Genomic DNA, 13,633 nt, shown 5'->3' with positions numbered 1-13,633 from the left:
TCGGGCGTTACGCGTGTTCGACGACGGTGTCGGCGAGGACCGGCGCGTCGTCCCGTTCGACTGCGGTCACCGAGACCCGGACCTGCCCCGGCTCCTCCCACATCCGGATCCGCAGGGTCTCGCCCGGGAAGACGATCCCGGCGAAGCGCGTGCGGTAGGCGCGGACCCGCGAGACGTCCCCGCCCAGCGCCGTGTCGACGACGGCCTTGAGGGTCATCCCGTACGAGCACAGGCCGTGCAGGATCGGCCGGTCGAAGCCGGCCAGCTTGGCGAACTCGGGGTCGGCATGCAGGGGGTTCCAGTCGCCGGAGAGCCGGTACAGGAGCGCCTGCTCCTCGCGGATGTGCCGCTCCTCGACCCGGTCGGGCGCCCGCTCGGGCAGCTCGGTCTTGACGGAGGGTCCGCGGTCGCCGCCGAACCCGCCCTCTCCGCGTACGAAGATCTGCGCGTCGCTCGTCCACAGCGGCCCGTCGGCGTCCTCGACCTCGGTGCGCAGCACGATCACGGCGGCCTTGCCCTTGTCGTAGAGGGCGGCGACCTTGGCGGAGGAGGTGGCGCTGCCCTTGACGGGGATGGGCCGGTGCAGCTCGATGGACTGGCCGCCGTGCAGGACGTGGGCGAGGTTGACCTCGATCCCGGGGGCGGCGAGGCCGCCCATCATGGCCATCCCGGCGCCGGCGACGGTCGCGAAGCTGGGGAGTACGTGGAGTTTGGACTCGAGGGTGTAGCGCAGCTCGTCGGGGTCGGTGGCGGGGCGGCCGGCGCCGAGGCCGAGGTGGTAGAGCTGGATGTCCTTGTGGTCCCAGGCGATGTTCCCCTGGCGGGGGTCCGCGGCGAGGGCCCTGGCGGCATCGATCGGCATTGAGGATGCTGCTCCTTGTTCGGTTCTTCGTTCGGTTCTTCGGTTCCCATTGCGTGGAAGACCTCGGTGCGGCCGTCCGCACCGTCGGCCGCACCGAGGTCGTTTGCGGGACCGGTTCGGTTCTAGAACGCGTTCTAGGATCGAGCGGTGAGGAATGTATAACGCACGCCCCAGCAGTTGGGAAGACTCCTGACCTAGCGTCAGACCCCGTTTGGCCGAGGCGTGTTGCCGGAGCACCCGAGGGCGGGGCCCTAGGCTGCGGGGGTGGACGAGATGCCCCGGAATTTCCGTACGACGAGGTCTTTGCGGGTCCTGCTGGCGGGGGGTCCGGGCACGTCGGCCGACGCGCTCGCGGTCCTGCTCGGGCTGGAGCCGGACCTTGACGTGATCGCCCTGGTCGCACCCGGTGCGGACCCGGGCGCGGCGGCCCTGACGGCCTGCCCGGCCGTGGCGCTGGTGGACGCGGACCGGCCGGACGTGTTCGCGGAGGTGGCGGCCGTGTGCGGCGGGGCCCCGGAGTGCCGGGTGCTGCTGCTGGCCGGGTCGGCCCGGCCGGGCCTGGTCGAGGGGGCGCTCGCCTCGGGGGCGGCCGGGGTGGTGCTGCGGGACGGCCCTCCCGGGGCGCTGGCCGACGCCGTCCGCCGCGCCGTGACGGGCGAGGCGGTCACGGACCCGGCGTTCGAGCCGTGACGGGCCGGGCGGAAGGCCTTTCTCGGCCACCGAATTGACGGGTTCCGCCGCAGCGCCGGTCCGCGTACCGGACCAGTATGAGCCTCCCGCTACCTGGTTTCCTGGAGGAATCATGCGCGTATCCGCACTACCCGCCGCTCTCGTGCTGGTGGCCGCCGCGCTCGCCGCAGGAGCGGCTCCGGCCGCTGCCGACACCGCGGGGCCGGTCCTCACGGTCGACCTGGAGGCCGGTACCGCCGCCCTCCACCACAACACCGCGAGGGTGACCTACGAGCGCGTCGACGGCGCGCTGAACTCGGTCAGGATCATCTCGGTGGAGATCGTCAGCGGCGAGCGCGACTGCGCCTGGGTGGCCTGGAACGACCCGCACAACGTGAACGACTGGTCCAACCTGACCAGCGAACCTTCCTGCAACGGCACCGGCCTGTTCGAGTCGCACGACCAGATCATCAAGGCACCTGCCGGCCACCCGCTCAAAGTGCGGCTGGCCGCCGACCACGGCTCCGACGTGGTGCACAAGGACATCGAGAAGCTCTGACTGGCGCGGAGCCGGATCCGCTCGATACCACCGGAAGGTCACCCGACCAGGGACACTGTTCGCCCTGCGCGTCCATGATCGGTTGAGATGGGGCCGAGCAAGCAGGGCCTCGGGCCCTACCAGCCCCGAGGCCCTGCAATGTCGGTGCTGCTTCAGTCCGACGAGGGGTTCGGCTTGTGTGGCCACGCCTGTTGGCCACTCCACGGCTTACCCCTGGCCGAGCACCTCAGCTTCGTAGCCAAGCAGCATCTTTTCGAAGGCCCCCGGGGCCTGCCCATAAGTCGCGGCAATGCCACTGCCCAGCGAAATCACGGCACCATGCTCGTCGATCGCAAGGAAGGCCACACCTTCCGCGCGTTCCCCGATCGGGAAAAGAGACAGAGCCAGTTCCTCGCCCCACTCAAGGAATACTTCCTCTTCGCCTTCGCATACCGACGGGTCGAGCAGGAACGGCTCCCGGGCGCACTCGACACCCGGCCCCGAGAACATGAATCGCAGTCCACCGAACTCTGCCAGAAATGCTCGTGCCGCGGTATGCGCCGCCAGCCCCCCTTCTTCCAGGGGGGCAACCCAGCCGTCTACGTCTACGGACCGTCCGGGCTCCCAGCCGGCAGCCCGGAGCTCCTCCACCACCGCAGGGGAATATTCGATACTCAAAGTCCGCGAGTCCAATGATTCCGTCGACATCGTCCAAGTGGAAGGGGTCATCCATACCTCCCACCGTCGTGAAGTCTAGTTCGAAGGCATCCTCAAGGGCCACGCAGCTGTCACACGGCCCGACTCGCCCCCCGTGGTCCTTATGTGTCACGTTTTTGCAGATCTTGACCGCAGCAACCCGTCCCACCCATTGGATTCTGGCAAGCATTGAGTGCCTGTGAGACACAGACCGGCAGTCCACACTTTCCGTGAGTTCCAGGTGCCCGGTCGCCTGCAGGCACCGAATCCAGAACTTCTTGGACGAAGGGATGAAGCGGACGCTGCTCGCCGCTGCTGGTGGCCGAGTACACCCGGCCGTTGGCGAGCTCCAGTGACTCAGCGACCTTCGGACGAGACCGAGACGTGAAGTTCTTCTTGTCCAGCGAGGTCTTATCGGCCAGCTCCCTGGCCGCTTCCAGGACTCCGCTCCCATCCGACGAATCAGCCCCGGATGCACCACCCTCGCCTGCTGGCGCCTTGGACGTACCTGCGCCCGGCCCGCTCGGTGCTGCCGCCCCGGGGGCGTTTTCGTGCGGGGTTTCCTTCGTTGACGGGGTCGGGACGTCGTCATCGAGGAGCTTCTTCAGGGGCGCGGCGCTGCCTTCGGCTGCCTCTGCTGCTGCCCTGGCCGCACGGAATGCCTTGACCGCCTTGAATGCTCCGACGCCGTCTACGAGCACCGAGCCGATGACACCTGTCCAGAAGCCCTCCTGGTACTTCTCCGAGCTCGGGTCGGTACCGGAGAGCTCGGCGGCCGGATTGTCGCCCCAGAGGTTGGGGACTTCGAAGTCGCCGCCCTCCGAGCCCGTCCAGTCGTTGAAGGTCTCGTTGTCGCCGTTCCAGATGTCTACGCAGTTGTCGAGGGCCCAGCCGCCCGGGTTGAGCCAGGCCTCGTTGGCACCGCCAAAGACTCCGTCGATAGCCCCGACGCTGGACAGACTGAGGCCGGTGGCCGTGTCCGTGGGCTGGCCCAGGTATCCGCGGTTCCGTCCGGGCGGGCCCCTGCCGGTGTCAGCGCCGCAGCAGGGTCACCACCGCCGCTCCGCCCAGGCCTATGTTGTGGGCCAGGCCGACCCGGGCCTGCGGGACCTGGCGGGGGCCGGCCTGGCCCCGTAGCTGCCAGACCAGTTCCGCCGCCTGCGCCAGCCCCGTCGCTCCCAGCGGGTGGCCCTTCGAGATCAGGCCCCCGGAGGGGTTCACCACCCACCGCCCGCCGTACGTGGTCGCACCCGACTCCACCAGCTTCCCGGCGGCGCCCTCCCCGCACATGCCCAGCGCCTCGTACGTCAGCAGCTCGTTGATCGAGAAGCAGTCGTGCAGCTCGATCACGTCCACGTCCTCGATCCCGAGCCCGGACGCCGAGAACACCTGGCGCCCCGCCGCCTCCGTCATCGGCTTGCCGACCACGTCGATGCACGAGCCGGAGGCGAACGAGGACTCCATGTCCGTCGTCATCGCCTGCGCGACGATCTCCACCGCCTTGTCGTGCAGCCCGTGCCGCACGACGAACCGCTCGGACACCACCACCGCGGCCGCCGCCCCGTCCGAGGTCGGCGAGCACTGGAGCTTCGTCAGCGGCGCGTGGATCGGCTTGGCCCCCAGGATCTCGGCCACCGTGTACACGTCCTGGAACTGCGCGTTCGGGTTGTTCGCCGAGTGCCGGTGGTTCTTCGCCCCGACCGCCGCCAGCTGCGCGGCCGTGGTCCCGTACCGCTCCATGTGCTCGCGGGCCGCGTTCCCGAAGATCTGCGCGGTCGGCGGGGACATCTCGAACCCGTGCCCGGCGGCCATGATCCCGTAGTGCCGGGCGACCGGAGAGGTCTTGAAGTCGGAGCCCGCGTCGGCGCCGCCGCCCAGCGCCCCCTTCTTCATCTTCTCGAAGCCCAGCGCCAGCACGCAGTCGCTGATCCCGCCCTCCACGAACTGCCGCGCCATCATCAGCGCCGTCGACCCCGTCGCGCAGTTGTTGTTCACGTTGTAGACCGGGACCCCGGTCAGCCCCAGTTCGTACGCGGCCCGCTGGCCGGCCGTGGAGGCCTGGAAGCAGTACCCCACCGGCACCTGTTCCACCTGGTCGTACGCGATCCCCGCGTCCGCCAGCGCCGCCGTCCCCGCCTCCTTCGCCATGTCCCAGTACTGCCAGTCCCTCGACTCCGGCTTCTCGAACTTCGTCATGCCGACGCCCACGATGTACGACTTCATGCCCGACTACTCCTAGTCCCTGGGGAGGCCGAGGATGCGCTCGGCGACGACGTTGAGCTGGACCTGTGTGGTGCCCCCGGCGATGGTCAGGCAGCGGGACATGAGCATCCCGTGCACCGCTCGCTCCCCCGCCCCCTCCCGTACCGCGCCCGCCGGGCCCAGCAGTTCGAGCGCGAGCTCGGCGGTCCGCTGCTGGTGCGGGGTCTGGACGAGCTTGCGTACGGACGCACCCGCGCCAGGCTCCAGCCCCGACACCTGCTGGAGCGTGGTGCGCAGCCCGATGCAGGCCAGGGCGTGCGCCTCGGCGGCGAGCGCCCCGATCCGCGCCCGGTACGCGCCGTCGAGTTCGGCCGAGCGGGCGATCAGCGCTTCCAGTCCGGTGTCGAAGGTCATCTGGTCGGCCATGTGGACCCGCTCGTTGCCGAGCGTGTTGCGGGCGACCTTCCACCCGCCGTCGGGGGCGCCGACGAGGGAGTCCGCGGGCAGCAGGACGTCGTCGAACCAGACCTCGTTGAAGAGGGCCTCGCCGGTGATCTCCTTGAGCGGGCGCACGTCGATCCCCGGGGTGTTCCTCATGTCGACGACGAAGTAGCCGAGCCCCTTGTGCTTGGGGGCGGCCGGGTCGGTCCGGGCCAGCAGGATCCCGAAGTCGGCGCTGTGCGCGGAACTCGTCCACACCTTCTGTCCGTTGACCTTCCAGGAGCCGTCCGCCGTCCGCTCCGCCCTGGTCCGCAGCGAGGCCAGGTCCGAGCCCGCCCCCGGCTCGGAGAACAGCTGGCACCAGGTGACGTCCCCGCGCAGGGTCGCCGGCAGGTACCGCTCCCGCTGCGCGTCGGTCCCGTACGCGAGCAGCGAGGGCACGACCCAGGTGGCGATCCCGAGGTCGCTGAGCCTGACCCCGGCCGCGCGCAGTTCCTGCTGGACGACGAGCTGCTCGACGGGCCCGGCGCCGAGCCCGTAGGGCGGCGGCAGGTACGGGGCCGCGTACCCGGTGGGAGCCAGGATCCGCCGGGCGGCCGCCGGGTCGAGTCCGCGCGCGTCCTCGATGGCGGTACGGGCCTTCGCGCGGTGGGCCTCCGCCTCCGCGGGCAGTTCCAGGCGCAGCTCGCGCCGGGCTCCGGCGGCGGCCAGCCGGACGGCCCGTACGCGGTGCCCGTCCCCGGGCCCGAGGAGCTGGCGGGCGACGACGGCCCGGCGGAGGTGGAGGTGGGCGTCGTGCTCCCAGGTGAAGCCGATCCCGCCGAGGACCTGGATGCAGTCCTTGGCGCAGGAGTAGGCGGCATCGAGGGCGCTCCCGGCGGCCAGCGCGGCCACGAGCGAGCGCACCGGGGCCGGCTCGTCCATCACCCGGGCGGCGTCCCAGGCCAGCGCGCGGGCCTGTTCGAGGCGCACCAGCATGTCGGCGCACAGGTGCTTGACGCCCTGGAACTGCCCGATGGGCCGGCCGAACTGCTCGCGCACCTTGGCGTACTCGGCGGCGGTGTGCAGCGCCCAGGCGGCGGTGCCGCAGGCGTCGGCGGCGAACAGGGCGCAGGCCAGGTCCCGCACCAGGGCCGCGTCCAGGCCGAGCAGGCGGCCGGATGGCACGCTGACGGCGCGGGCCCGTACCTCGGCGGTGGGCCGGGTCGGGTCGGCGCTCTCGTGCGTACGGATGTCCAGTGCGGCGGCGTCCACGGCGAACCAGCAGGTGCCGTGCGCGGCCTCGGCGGCGAGCAGCACGAGGTCGGCCTCGCCGGCGCCGAGCACCGGGGGTGCGTCGCCGTCGAGCAGGTATCCGCCGCCCGGGTCGGCGACGGCGACCAGGGTCCCCGGGCCGAGGGCAACCGCGCCGACCCGCCCGCCCAGGGGCTCGGACCCGGCCCGGTCGAGCAGTACGGAGGCCAGCGCGCTCGGCAGGAACGCCCCGGGCAGCGCGGCCCGGGCGGCCTCCTCGACGACGACGGCCAGGTCGAGCAGGGTGCCGCCCTCCAGGTGCGGCTCGAGCAGCCCCTGCGCGGCCATGGCGTCCCAGTAGGCGGGCCGCACCCCGGTCTGCGGCGGGGTGTCGAGCAGCTTGCGCACCTCCTCGGGCGGCACGGCCCGCGCCGCCCAGCCGCGTACGGCCTCGGCCAACTCCCGTTGTTCCCCAGTGATTCCGATGCCCATGCGCGGCAGGCTAGAACACGTTCCATTCCGACGGAAGCCCAGAACGAGAACGTGTTCTTCTTCGGTGGGACGCACCCCGCGGCAGAGGGAGGCGTTGCCGCACGGGCCCGCTCGGCGTGATGAACTGCCTTCTGCCGTTGACCAAGAGGGGGAGACATGACTGCCGAGACTCCGTCCGCACAAACGCCCGACCCGGCAACTGCCGCAACTGCCGCGCCGGATCGCGGCGAACAGGAGCGACGGGCAGCGAGCCGCATCGAGGGGTGGTCGATCGCGTGGATGCTGCTGGCCCTGATGATCTGGGGCTGGTTCGCCTTCCTCATGCTCGCCGACTACGGCCCCGAGTTCGACCACAGAGCCATCTGCCGGGGCCCGCTGGTCGGCCCGCTGTCCAACGACCGACAGTGCCGCGACGAGCTGCACCAGTGGCCCGCGCTGCTGGGCGTCCTCGCCCTGGCGGCACTGGCGACCGTTGTTGCCGCGGCGACGACGGTGTACGCCAAAGTCCTGTTCCGCCTGGCCCACCGCGAGGGGCCCGGCGCGCAGCCGCAGGAGTGAGCCTGCGGCTCAGCGCGCGACGGCCGCCAGCGCGGCCCGGGCGATCTCCTTCGCCTCGCTCTCGCAGGTCGCGGCGGGATGCTGCGGGCCGCCGAGGGCCACCCTCACCAGGAGGTTGCCGTCGCTCGCGCCCAGCGCACAGGTCTGCTCGGTCATCGGGGTCGACCAGCGCGCGCCGTCCCCCACGCCGAGACCGGTCTCGGGCCGCCCGGTGCCCAGGTTGAACCGCGTGCGCTCCGTCCCGCTGCCCGGGACACGGCCGCTGCGCTCCACGGACCAGCTGACGGTCGCGTGCGGCGGCGGCTTCTTCTCGCCGGCGGAGTCGTCGAAGGCCGCCACCCAGTCACAGGCCACGTGCGACTTCACGGGTGAATCGCTGTCGCCGGCCTCGCGCATTTCCTGCTGCGGCAGCGCCAGCTTCCCGGCCGCCTCCGTGCAGAGCGGCACGCTCAGATACCGGTCCGCTGCGACCGGCGGCGGCTCCTCCAGCGCGCGCAACCCGTACGTCACCCCGGCCCAGGCCGCCACGAGAACGCCCGCGGCCAGCAGCAGGTTCCGCGGGCGCAGGCGCAGCCGCCGGCCGCGCGGCGCGTGGGCCCGCTCCGGGCGGACCGCCGCCGCGGTCGCGGTCGCCGCGTCCGGATCCACGTCCGGATCCACGGCGCGGCCCCCGCCCGCGCCGGCCGTGCCGTCCGGGTCCCGGAGCAGCCCGTCGATCTCCTCCTGCTGGGCGGCGGCCAGCCGCTCGACCGCGGGCGGCCACCGCGTGCTGTCGGCCGCGCCGGTCAGGCCCAGGATCTCGGCCGGGGACGGCCGGGCCGCCGGGTCCTTGGCCAGGCACCGGGCGACGAGCCCGCGCAGGCCCGGCGGGAGGCCGAGGAGGTCGGGTTCGGTGTGCACGACGTTGTACAGGGTCAGTACGACCGTCGCCGCCGCGAAGGGACTGCGCCCCGTCGCGGCCAGCACCAGGACGGACCCGAGGGAGAACACGTCGCTCGCCGGGGTCAGTTCACGGCCCTCGGCCTGCTCCGGCGACATGAACGCGGGCGAGCCGATCACCGTCCCGGCCCGCGTCAGCTCGGTGACCTCGCCGGGCCGGGTCACCCGCGCGATCCCGAAGTCGATCACCCGCACCCCGTCCCGGGCGAGCAGCACGTTGTCGGGCTTGAGGTCCCGGTGCACCAGCCCCGCCCGGTGGATCTCGGCGAGGGCCGTCGCCAGCCCGGCGGCGAGCCTGCGCACCGCCTCCTCGGGCAGCGCCCCGGCGCTCTCCACCGCGGCCCCCAGCGAGGGCCCGGCCACGAACACCGAGGCCAGCCACGGCGCGTCCGCGTCCGCGTCGGCATCCAGGACCGCGGCCGTGAAGGCGCCGGACACCTTCCGCGAGGCGGCCACCTCCCGCCGGAACCGCACCCGGAAGCCGTCGTCGTCGGCGAACCGGGCGTGCACCTGCTTGACGGCGACGAGCCGCCCGTCCGGTGCGGCGCCGAGCAGCACGCGGCCCATACCGCCCCGGCCGAGCTCGGCGAGCAGCCGGTACGGTCCCGCCGTGGCCGGATCGGCCTCCTTGAGCGGTCTCATCGGCTCCCCACCGACTCCACGACCGAGGCTGCGAGCTCCCGCGTGACGGCCGCACACGTGTCGGTCGGGTAGCGGGGGCCCGTCACCGAGACGTGGAGCGTCATGTTGACGTCCCGTACGTACAGCCGGCAGTTCGGAAACCTGTCGTCCTTGGGCGGCGGCTGCCACAGACCCTCGTCGGCGAACCCGAGGTCGATGTCACGCCGGGTCTTGCCGGGTTCGTTGAAGATCTCAAGGCGGTGCTTCGCCCGCTCGGCCCCGGTGCCCTCGCCCTTGCCGGTCGCGAAGAACGTCCACTCCGCTTCGATCTCGTCACCGGTCCGGTTGGTCCAGGTGCAGCGGGCATAGGCCGAGCCGGACTGCTCGACCGGCCCGAACCCGGCCGGCTGGTCGAAACCGGACGGCACGCGCACCTTGTCCCGGACCTGTTCACAGGACGGGGGCATCGCCGGGTACTTGTCCTTCTTCTGCGCCAGCCCTGCCGACCGGACATCCGATATGAATTCGCGGTAGGTGTCCACGAGGTACGACCGCCCCACGGTCAGCCCGGCCACGGCCACGACGCCCGCCGCGGCAACCGCCACGATCAACGGCCGGGGCCAGCGGCGACGCCACCAGGGGACCGCTTCGGGAGTCGTTTCGGGAGCCGTTTCGGGACCCGTGGCCCGGCGCAGCAGCGCGCCCATCACGACCAGCTGGTCGTGGATCAGCGTGTTCACCGCCTCCGGCCACGGCCGCGCCGACGGCGTCAGCCCGCCGACTCTGCTCAGCAGCTCGCGCGGGGTCGGCCGGTCGGCCGGATCCTTGGCCAGGCACCACGCGATGACCTCGCGCAGGCGGGGCGGCACCTCGCTCAGGTCCGGTTCGGCGTGCACGACCTCGTGCAGGATCCGCGGCACCGAGCTCCTGGCGAACGGCGGCTTCCCCGTACAGGCCATGACGAGGGTCGCGCCGAGCGAGAACACGTCGGAGGCCGGGGTGAGCTCCTGCCCCAGGACCTGCTCGGGCGACATGTACGCGGGCGAGCCCACGAGCGAGCCGTCGTGCGTGATCCGCGTCTGGTCGCCGACCGCCCGCACGATGCCGAAGTCGATGACCCGTACGCCGTCCTCGGCGAGCAGGACGTTGGACGGCTTGAGGTCCCGGTGGATCAGCCCCGCCCGGTGTACGTCGGCCAGGGCGTGCGCGAGCCCGGCGGCCAGCCGGCGCACCGCCTCCTCGGGCAGCGGCCCGGCGGTCTCCACGGCCCGGCTCAGCGAGGGCCCCGGCACGAACTGCGAGGCGAGCCACGGAACCTCTGCGTCGGGATCGGCGTCGATCACGGCCGCGGTGTAGCCGCCGGCCACCCGCCGCGAGGCATCCACCTCACGGCGGAACCGCGCCCGGAACCCCTCGTCCTCGGCCAGCTCGGCATGCACCTGCTTGACCGCGACGTACCGCCCGTCCGGCCCCACCCCCAGCACCACCCGGCCCATCCCGCCCTGGCCGAGTACGGAGACCGTCCGGAACGGCCCTATGTGCTGCTCCACTCCTAGAGGGCGCCGACGAACGCAGCGAAGGCGGCGGGGCTCACGGTGAAGGCGGGGCCTTCGGGGTTCTTGGAATCCCGGACGGCGATCCGGCAGGGCTGGGCCGCAACCTCGACGCAATCGCCGCCGGTGTCTCCGCTGTACGAGGCCTTGCGCCAGGCGGCGGTGCCGAGGGGGGCGCACTCGACACACTGGCCACCTGTGTCACCGCTGTACGAGGACTTACGCCACCTTGAGCCCGTCAGGTTCTGGTTGGTGCCCATAACGCTCCTCCATTACGCGGGCGATCCGCGCCGCCGAGTCCTCCACGGAGAGCGCGGCGGCCTGCAAGTGATCGTAACGGAGCGAACCCTCCCTGAGAGCTTGCGGATTGGCCGTCATATGGCCCTGGACAAAGTCCTCGGTATAGACAATGTCCGGGTCGTCCTCGAACCGCAGGAGGTTGAACGAGCCCATCAGCCCCGTATGGGCGCCCGCCTCGAAGGGCAGGATCTGCACCTTCACCCACTCCCGCCTCCGCAGGTCCAACAAATGGGCGAGTTGGTTCCGCATGACCTCCCGGCCACCGATCTCCTGATAGAGCACGGCTTCGCTCATCACCACCCACATCAGTGGCGGGTTAGCGCGGTCCAGGATGCGCTGCCGCTCGATCCGGGCGGCCACCTTGGCATCGAGATCCTCCCCACTCCGCACCCCCAGCACGGCCCGCGCATACGCCTCCGTCTGCAGCAGGCCATCCACCAGCTGCGCTTGGTACGAGTAGATGTACGCCGCTTTCGCCTCCATCTCCGCGTACGGCTGGAACCAGTGCGGCAGCTGACTCCTCAGCACCAGCCCCACCAGCCGCGAGAGTTCCCCTCCCGTCCCCAGCGCCGCGTCGACCCGCTCCGAGAAGTCCCGCGTCGGGACTTTCCTCGCCGTCTCGATCTGCCCGATCAGCGAGGCCGTGCAGAACACGATGTCCCCGAGCTGCCACTGTTTCAGCTTGGCCTCCTCCCGCAGCCGACGCAGTTCCGCGCCGTAGTAGTCCAGCGGGGACGCGCTGGGATCGAGATCGCGGATGTTGACCATGAGGCGGTCACCCCCAAGTACACGCCTTGCGGCGTTCGTTTCGGTCCGTAGCCGAGCGTAACCACACCACCGCACCCTGGTGACGTGAATCACGCAACTGAGCACTCAGCAACCGGACTTGGCGAGAGCTACCGCATGGGCTTCACCGTGAGTGAGCACTCCGCCCGGCACATACGGCGCATCCTGCGGATCTACCTGGCCAGTTGGGGCCTGGCCGGGCTGACCCACGCCGCCGAGCTGGCGCTGACCGAGCTCGTCTCGAATGTCGTCCGGCACGTTCCCGGCCGGGCCTGCTCGGTGCTCATCCTGTGCGGGCCGGGCGGGCTGCGGGTCGAGGTGACGGACGACTGCCCGAGCCCGGTGCGCATGGTGCACGGCGAGGGCGGCGGGGAGCTGGCCGACGGCGGGCGCGGGCTGCGTCTGGTCGGGGCCGTGACCGACCGCTGGGGCGCCGAGCCGACGGCCACCGGGAAAACGGTGTGGTTCGAATGCGACCCGCCCGGCACCGAACCGCGACGGGCCAGTACCGGCCAAGTCCGGAAATCGCTCTAGATCGCCTCGGTACCAAATGATCCAATCTGGGGCGTTAACGCCGACCCCATTTCACTTCAGGAAGGAAATCGCCCGTGAATTGCGTGACGTACGTGGACCTGCACCGGCAAGTCTCCTTGGACATCGAGGCGGAATTGGAGACCGCACTCTTACGACTGGCCCCGACCTCGGGTGCGGGCGCCGCCAAGAGCGCGGTGAGCAGACTCCTCCGGCATCAAAAACTGAGGCATCCCCTGTCCGTGCTCCCGATGATGGTGCACGCCATCGAGACGGGGGATCCCGGACCGGCCGTCCCGCTGTCCGCCGTGCACGTGCTGTGGTGGACCTCGGCCTGCTACCTCGACGACCTGGCCGACGGGCACGGTACGACCGCTTCCGACAGCCTGAGCCAGAACGAGGCGCTGCTGGCCTCGGTGCTCAGCGGGGCGGTGCTGCCGATCCAGATCATCCGGTCCCTCCCGGTGTCGGCGGCGGTCCAGGTCGCGCTGACGGCCGAGATCGCGACCGGCTGGGTGGTGGGCACCGAGGGGCAGCTGACCGACATCGACGGAGATGCCGACGGCGCCACCCGGAACTCGGTGGTCGAGGCCTACCGCGGGAAATCCGGCGGGCCGTTCTCGATGATCACGGCGATGGCGGCGATATTGTCGGGCGCGAGTGACGAAAGAGTAGAACTGTGGCGGGAGTTCGGCTACATATTCGGCATCCTGTGGCAGTTGTTCAACGACCAGGAAGACATCCTGTCCGGCCGCAATGAGGACCTCCTCAACGGGACGGTCACTTATCTCCTCACCTGCGTCCTCGAAGAAGCCGGCACGCCCGGGGCCCGGGAGGACGTCCTCGGCTGGTGCGCCGCCGCGCGGAATTCCGAGGAGGCGCGCGCTGAGCTGACCCGCCTCCTCCTCGCGCCGGCGGTGCTCGACCAATACACCGCGGACCTCGACGCGTTCCGCGCCGAGGCGCACCGCCTGCTCACCACCCTGGACGGCGACGCGCACCACGTACCGGGCATGCGGCATCTCGTGGACCACGCGGCGCAGATGCTCCTGCAGACACACCTCGTCCCGGCCGCCGTGTAGGCCACCGCCCTCGCCTTGGACGCCTTGTCCGTCCAGTAGGCCCTCGGGCGGGCACTGGCGGTCGCCGTTGCGCTCGCCACCGCTCCCGCCGCTCAGGCCGCAGAACGTCCGAGCGGCGCCACCGCCGGCG

14 protein-coding genes are annotated in these 13,633 nt (G+C 71.3%); 5 read left to right on the top strand and 9 right to left on the bottom strand.

Annotation, left to right across the window (positions count from 1 at the left end; translation table 11 throughout):
- Positions 1-7 precede the first annotated feature (7 nt).
- Positions 8-862 (bottom strand): enoyl-CoA hydratase ChsH3, encoded by an 855-nt coding sequence (locus OG299_RS27060; protein ID WP_327362873.1) that lies wholly within the window; start codon positions 860-862, stop codon positions 8-10.
- Between the two features lie 273 nt (positions 863-1,135).
- Here OG299_RS27060 and OG299_RS27055 point away from each other — a divergent pair, with 273 nt between their 5' ends.
- Positions 1,136-1,552 carry a response regulator gene (locus OG299_RS27055; RefSeq protein ID WP_266633586.1) on the top strand — a complete coding sequence of 139 codons (417 nt, stop codon included), beginning with the start codon at positions 1,136-1,138 and terminating at the stop codon, positions 1,550-1,552.
- Positions 1,553-1,664: 112 nt separating this feature from the next.
- Complete coding sequence (locus tag OG299_RS27050; RefSeq protein ID WP_266629688.1) at positions 1,665-2,090, top strand: hypothetical protein; 426 nt, start codon at positions 1,665-1,667, stop codon at positions 2,088-2,090.
- A gap of 207 nt (positions 2,091-2,297) precedes the next feature.
- On the opposite strand, the gene OG299_RS27045 is transcribed toward OG299_RS27050, so the two are convergent.
- The 4 genes from OG299_RS27045 to OG299_RS27035 all read right to left on the bottom strand — a co-directional run bounded on the left by OG299_RS27045 (position 2,298) and on the right by OG299_RS27035 (position 7,133).
- Positions 2,298-2,777 (bottom strand): SUKH-3 domain-containing protein, encoded by a 480-nt coding sequence (locus tag OG299_RS27045; RefSeq protein ID WP_266629686.1) that lies wholly within the window; start codon positions 2,775-2,777, stop codon positions 2,298-2,300.
- Positions 2,778-2,887: 110 nt separating this feature from the next.
- Positions 2,888-3,466 (bottom strand): YwqJ-related putative deaminase, encoded by a 579-nt coding sequence (locus OG299_RS42800; protein ID WP_353962819.1) that lies wholly within the window; start codon positions 3,464-3,466, stop codon positions 2,888-2,890.
- A gap of 331 nt (positions 3,467-3,797) precedes the next feature.
- Positions 3,798-4,988: a lipid-transfer protein gene (locus OG299_RS27040; protein WP_266629684.1), complete on the bottom strand. Its 1,191-nt coding sequence runs from the start codon at positions 4,986-4,988 to the stop codon at positions 3,798-3,800.
- 12 nt (positions 4,989-5,000) lie between these two features.
- Complete coding sequence (locus OG299_RS27035) at positions 5,001-7,133, bottom strand: acyl-CoA dehydrogenase family protein (RefSeq protein ID WP_266629682.1); 2,133 nt, start codon at positions 7,131-7,133, stop codon at positions 5,001-5,003.
- A 156-nt stretch (positions 7,134-7,289) separates the two neighbouring features.
- Between OG299_RS27035 and OG299_RS27030 the strand changes: the two genes are divergently transcribed.
- Entirely contained in the window at positions 7,290-7,691 is a 402-nt protein-coding gene (locus OG299_RS27030) for a hypothetical protein (RefSeq protein ID WP_266629680.1), read from the top strand.
- Between the two features lie 9 nt (positions 7,692-7,700).
- Here the strand turns inward: OG299_RS27030 and OG299_RS27025 are convergent, their stop codons facing one another.
- Genes OG299_RS27025 through OG299_RS27010 form a run of 4 tightly spaced genes read right to left on the bottom strand, consistent with a single transcriptional unit; the run spans position 7,701 to position 11,872 of the window.
- Complete coding sequence (locus OG299_RS27025; protein ID WP_266629678.1) at positions 7,701-9,272, bottom strand: serine/threonine-protein kinase; 1,572 nt, start codon at positions 9,270-9,272, stop codon at positions 7,701-7,703.
- Positions 9,269-10,801 (bottom strand): serine/threonine-protein kinase, encoded by a 1,533-nt coding sequence (locus tag OG299_RS27020; protein WP_266629676.1) that lies wholly within the window; start codon positions 10,799-10,801, stop codon positions 9,269-9,271. Before OG299_RS27020 ends, OG299_RS27025 begins: the two co-directional genes overlap by 4 nt.
- Before the next feature lie 2 nt (positions 10,802-10,803).
- Positions 10,804-11,064: a DUF397 domain-containing protein gene (locus OG299_RS27015; protein ID WP_266629674.1), complete on the bottom strand. Its 261-nt coding sequence runs from the start codon at positions 11,062-11,064 to the stop codon at positions 10,804-10,806.
- Positions 11,024-11,872, bottom strand: a complete 849-nt coding sequence (locus OG299_RS27010; RefSeq protein WP_266629672.1) for a helix-turn-helix domain-containing protein — start codon at positions 11,870-11,872, stop codon at positions 11,024-11,026. Before OG299_RS27010 ends, OG299_RS27015 begins: the two co-directional genes overlap by 41 nt.
- A gap of 84 nt (positions 11,873-11,956) precedes the next feature.
- Here OG299_RS27010 and OG299_RS27005 point away from each other — a divergent pair, with 84 nt between their 5' ends.
- Together OG299_RS27005 and OG299_RS27000 are read left to right on the top strand one after the other, a co-directional pair.
- On the top strand, positions 11,957-12,424 hold the full coding sequence (locus OG299_RS27005; protein ID WP_442817536.1) for an ATP-binding protein: 468 nt from the start codon (positions 11,957-11,959) through the stop codon (positions 12,422-12,424).
- 74 nt (positions 12,425-12,498) lie between these two features.
- Positions 12,499-13,503 (top strand): polyprenyl synthetase family protein, encoded by a 1,005-nt coding sequence (locus tag OG299_RS27000; RefSeq protein ID WP_266629671.1) that lies wholly within the window; start codon positions 12,499-12,501, stop codon positions 13,501-13,503.
- The last annotated feature ends 130 nt before the right edge of the window (positions 13,504-13,633 follow it).

Origin of the sequence: Streptomyces sp. NBC_01296, assembly GCF_035984415.1 — a bacterium.
Classification (GTDB): domain Bacteria; phylum Actinomycetota; class Actinomycetes; order Streptomycetales; family Streptomycetaceae; genus Streptomyces.
Note: the sequence above shows the minus strand (reverse complement) of the source record. Positions and strands in the feature narration are given on the sequence as shown.

Excerpts from the sequence above, each read along its gene's own strand:
- OG299_RS27060 (WP_327362873.1), bottom strand. The coding sequence starts at position 862 with ATGCCGATCGATGCCGCCAGGGCCCTCGCCGCGGACCCCCGCCAGGGG.
- OG299_RS27055 (WP_266633586.1), top strand. The coding sequence starts at position 1,136 with ATGCCCCGGAATTTCCGTACGACGAGGTCTTTGCGGGTCCTGCTGGCG.
- OG299_RS27050 (WP_266629688.1), top strand. The coding sequence starts at position 1,665 with ATGCGCGTATCCGCACTACCCGCCGCTCTCGTGCTGGTGGCCGCCGCG.
- OG299_RS27045 (WP_266629686.1), bottom strand. The coding sequence starts at position 2,777 with ATGTCGACGGAATCATTGGACTCGCGGACTTTGAGTATCGAATATTCC.
- OG299_RS27040 (WP_266629684.1), bottom strand. The coding sequence starts at position 4,988 with ATGAAGTCGTACATCGTGGGCGTCGGCATGACGAAGTTCGAGAAGCCG.
- OG299_RS27035 (WP_266629682.1), bottom strand. The coding sequence starts at position 7,133 with ATGGGCATCGGAATCACTGGGGAACAACGGGAGTTGGCCGAGGCCGTA.
- OG299_RS27030 (WP_266629680.1), top strand. The coding sequence starts at position 7,290 with ATGACTGCCGAGACTCCGTCCGCACAAACGCCCGACCCGGCAACTGCC.
- OG299_RS27025 (WP_266629678.1), bottom strand. The coding sequence starts at position 9,272 with ATGAGACCGCTCAAGGAGGCCGATCCGGCCACGGCGGGACCGTACCGG.
- OG299_RS27015 (WP_266629674.1), bottom strand. The coding sequence starts at position 11,064 with ATGGGCACCAACCAGAACCTGACGGGCTCAAGGTGGCGTAAGTCCTCG.
- OG299_RS27010 (WP_266629672.1), bottom strand. The coding sequence starts at position 11,872 with ATGGTCAACATCCGCGATCTCGATCCCAGCGCGTCCCCGCTGGACTAC.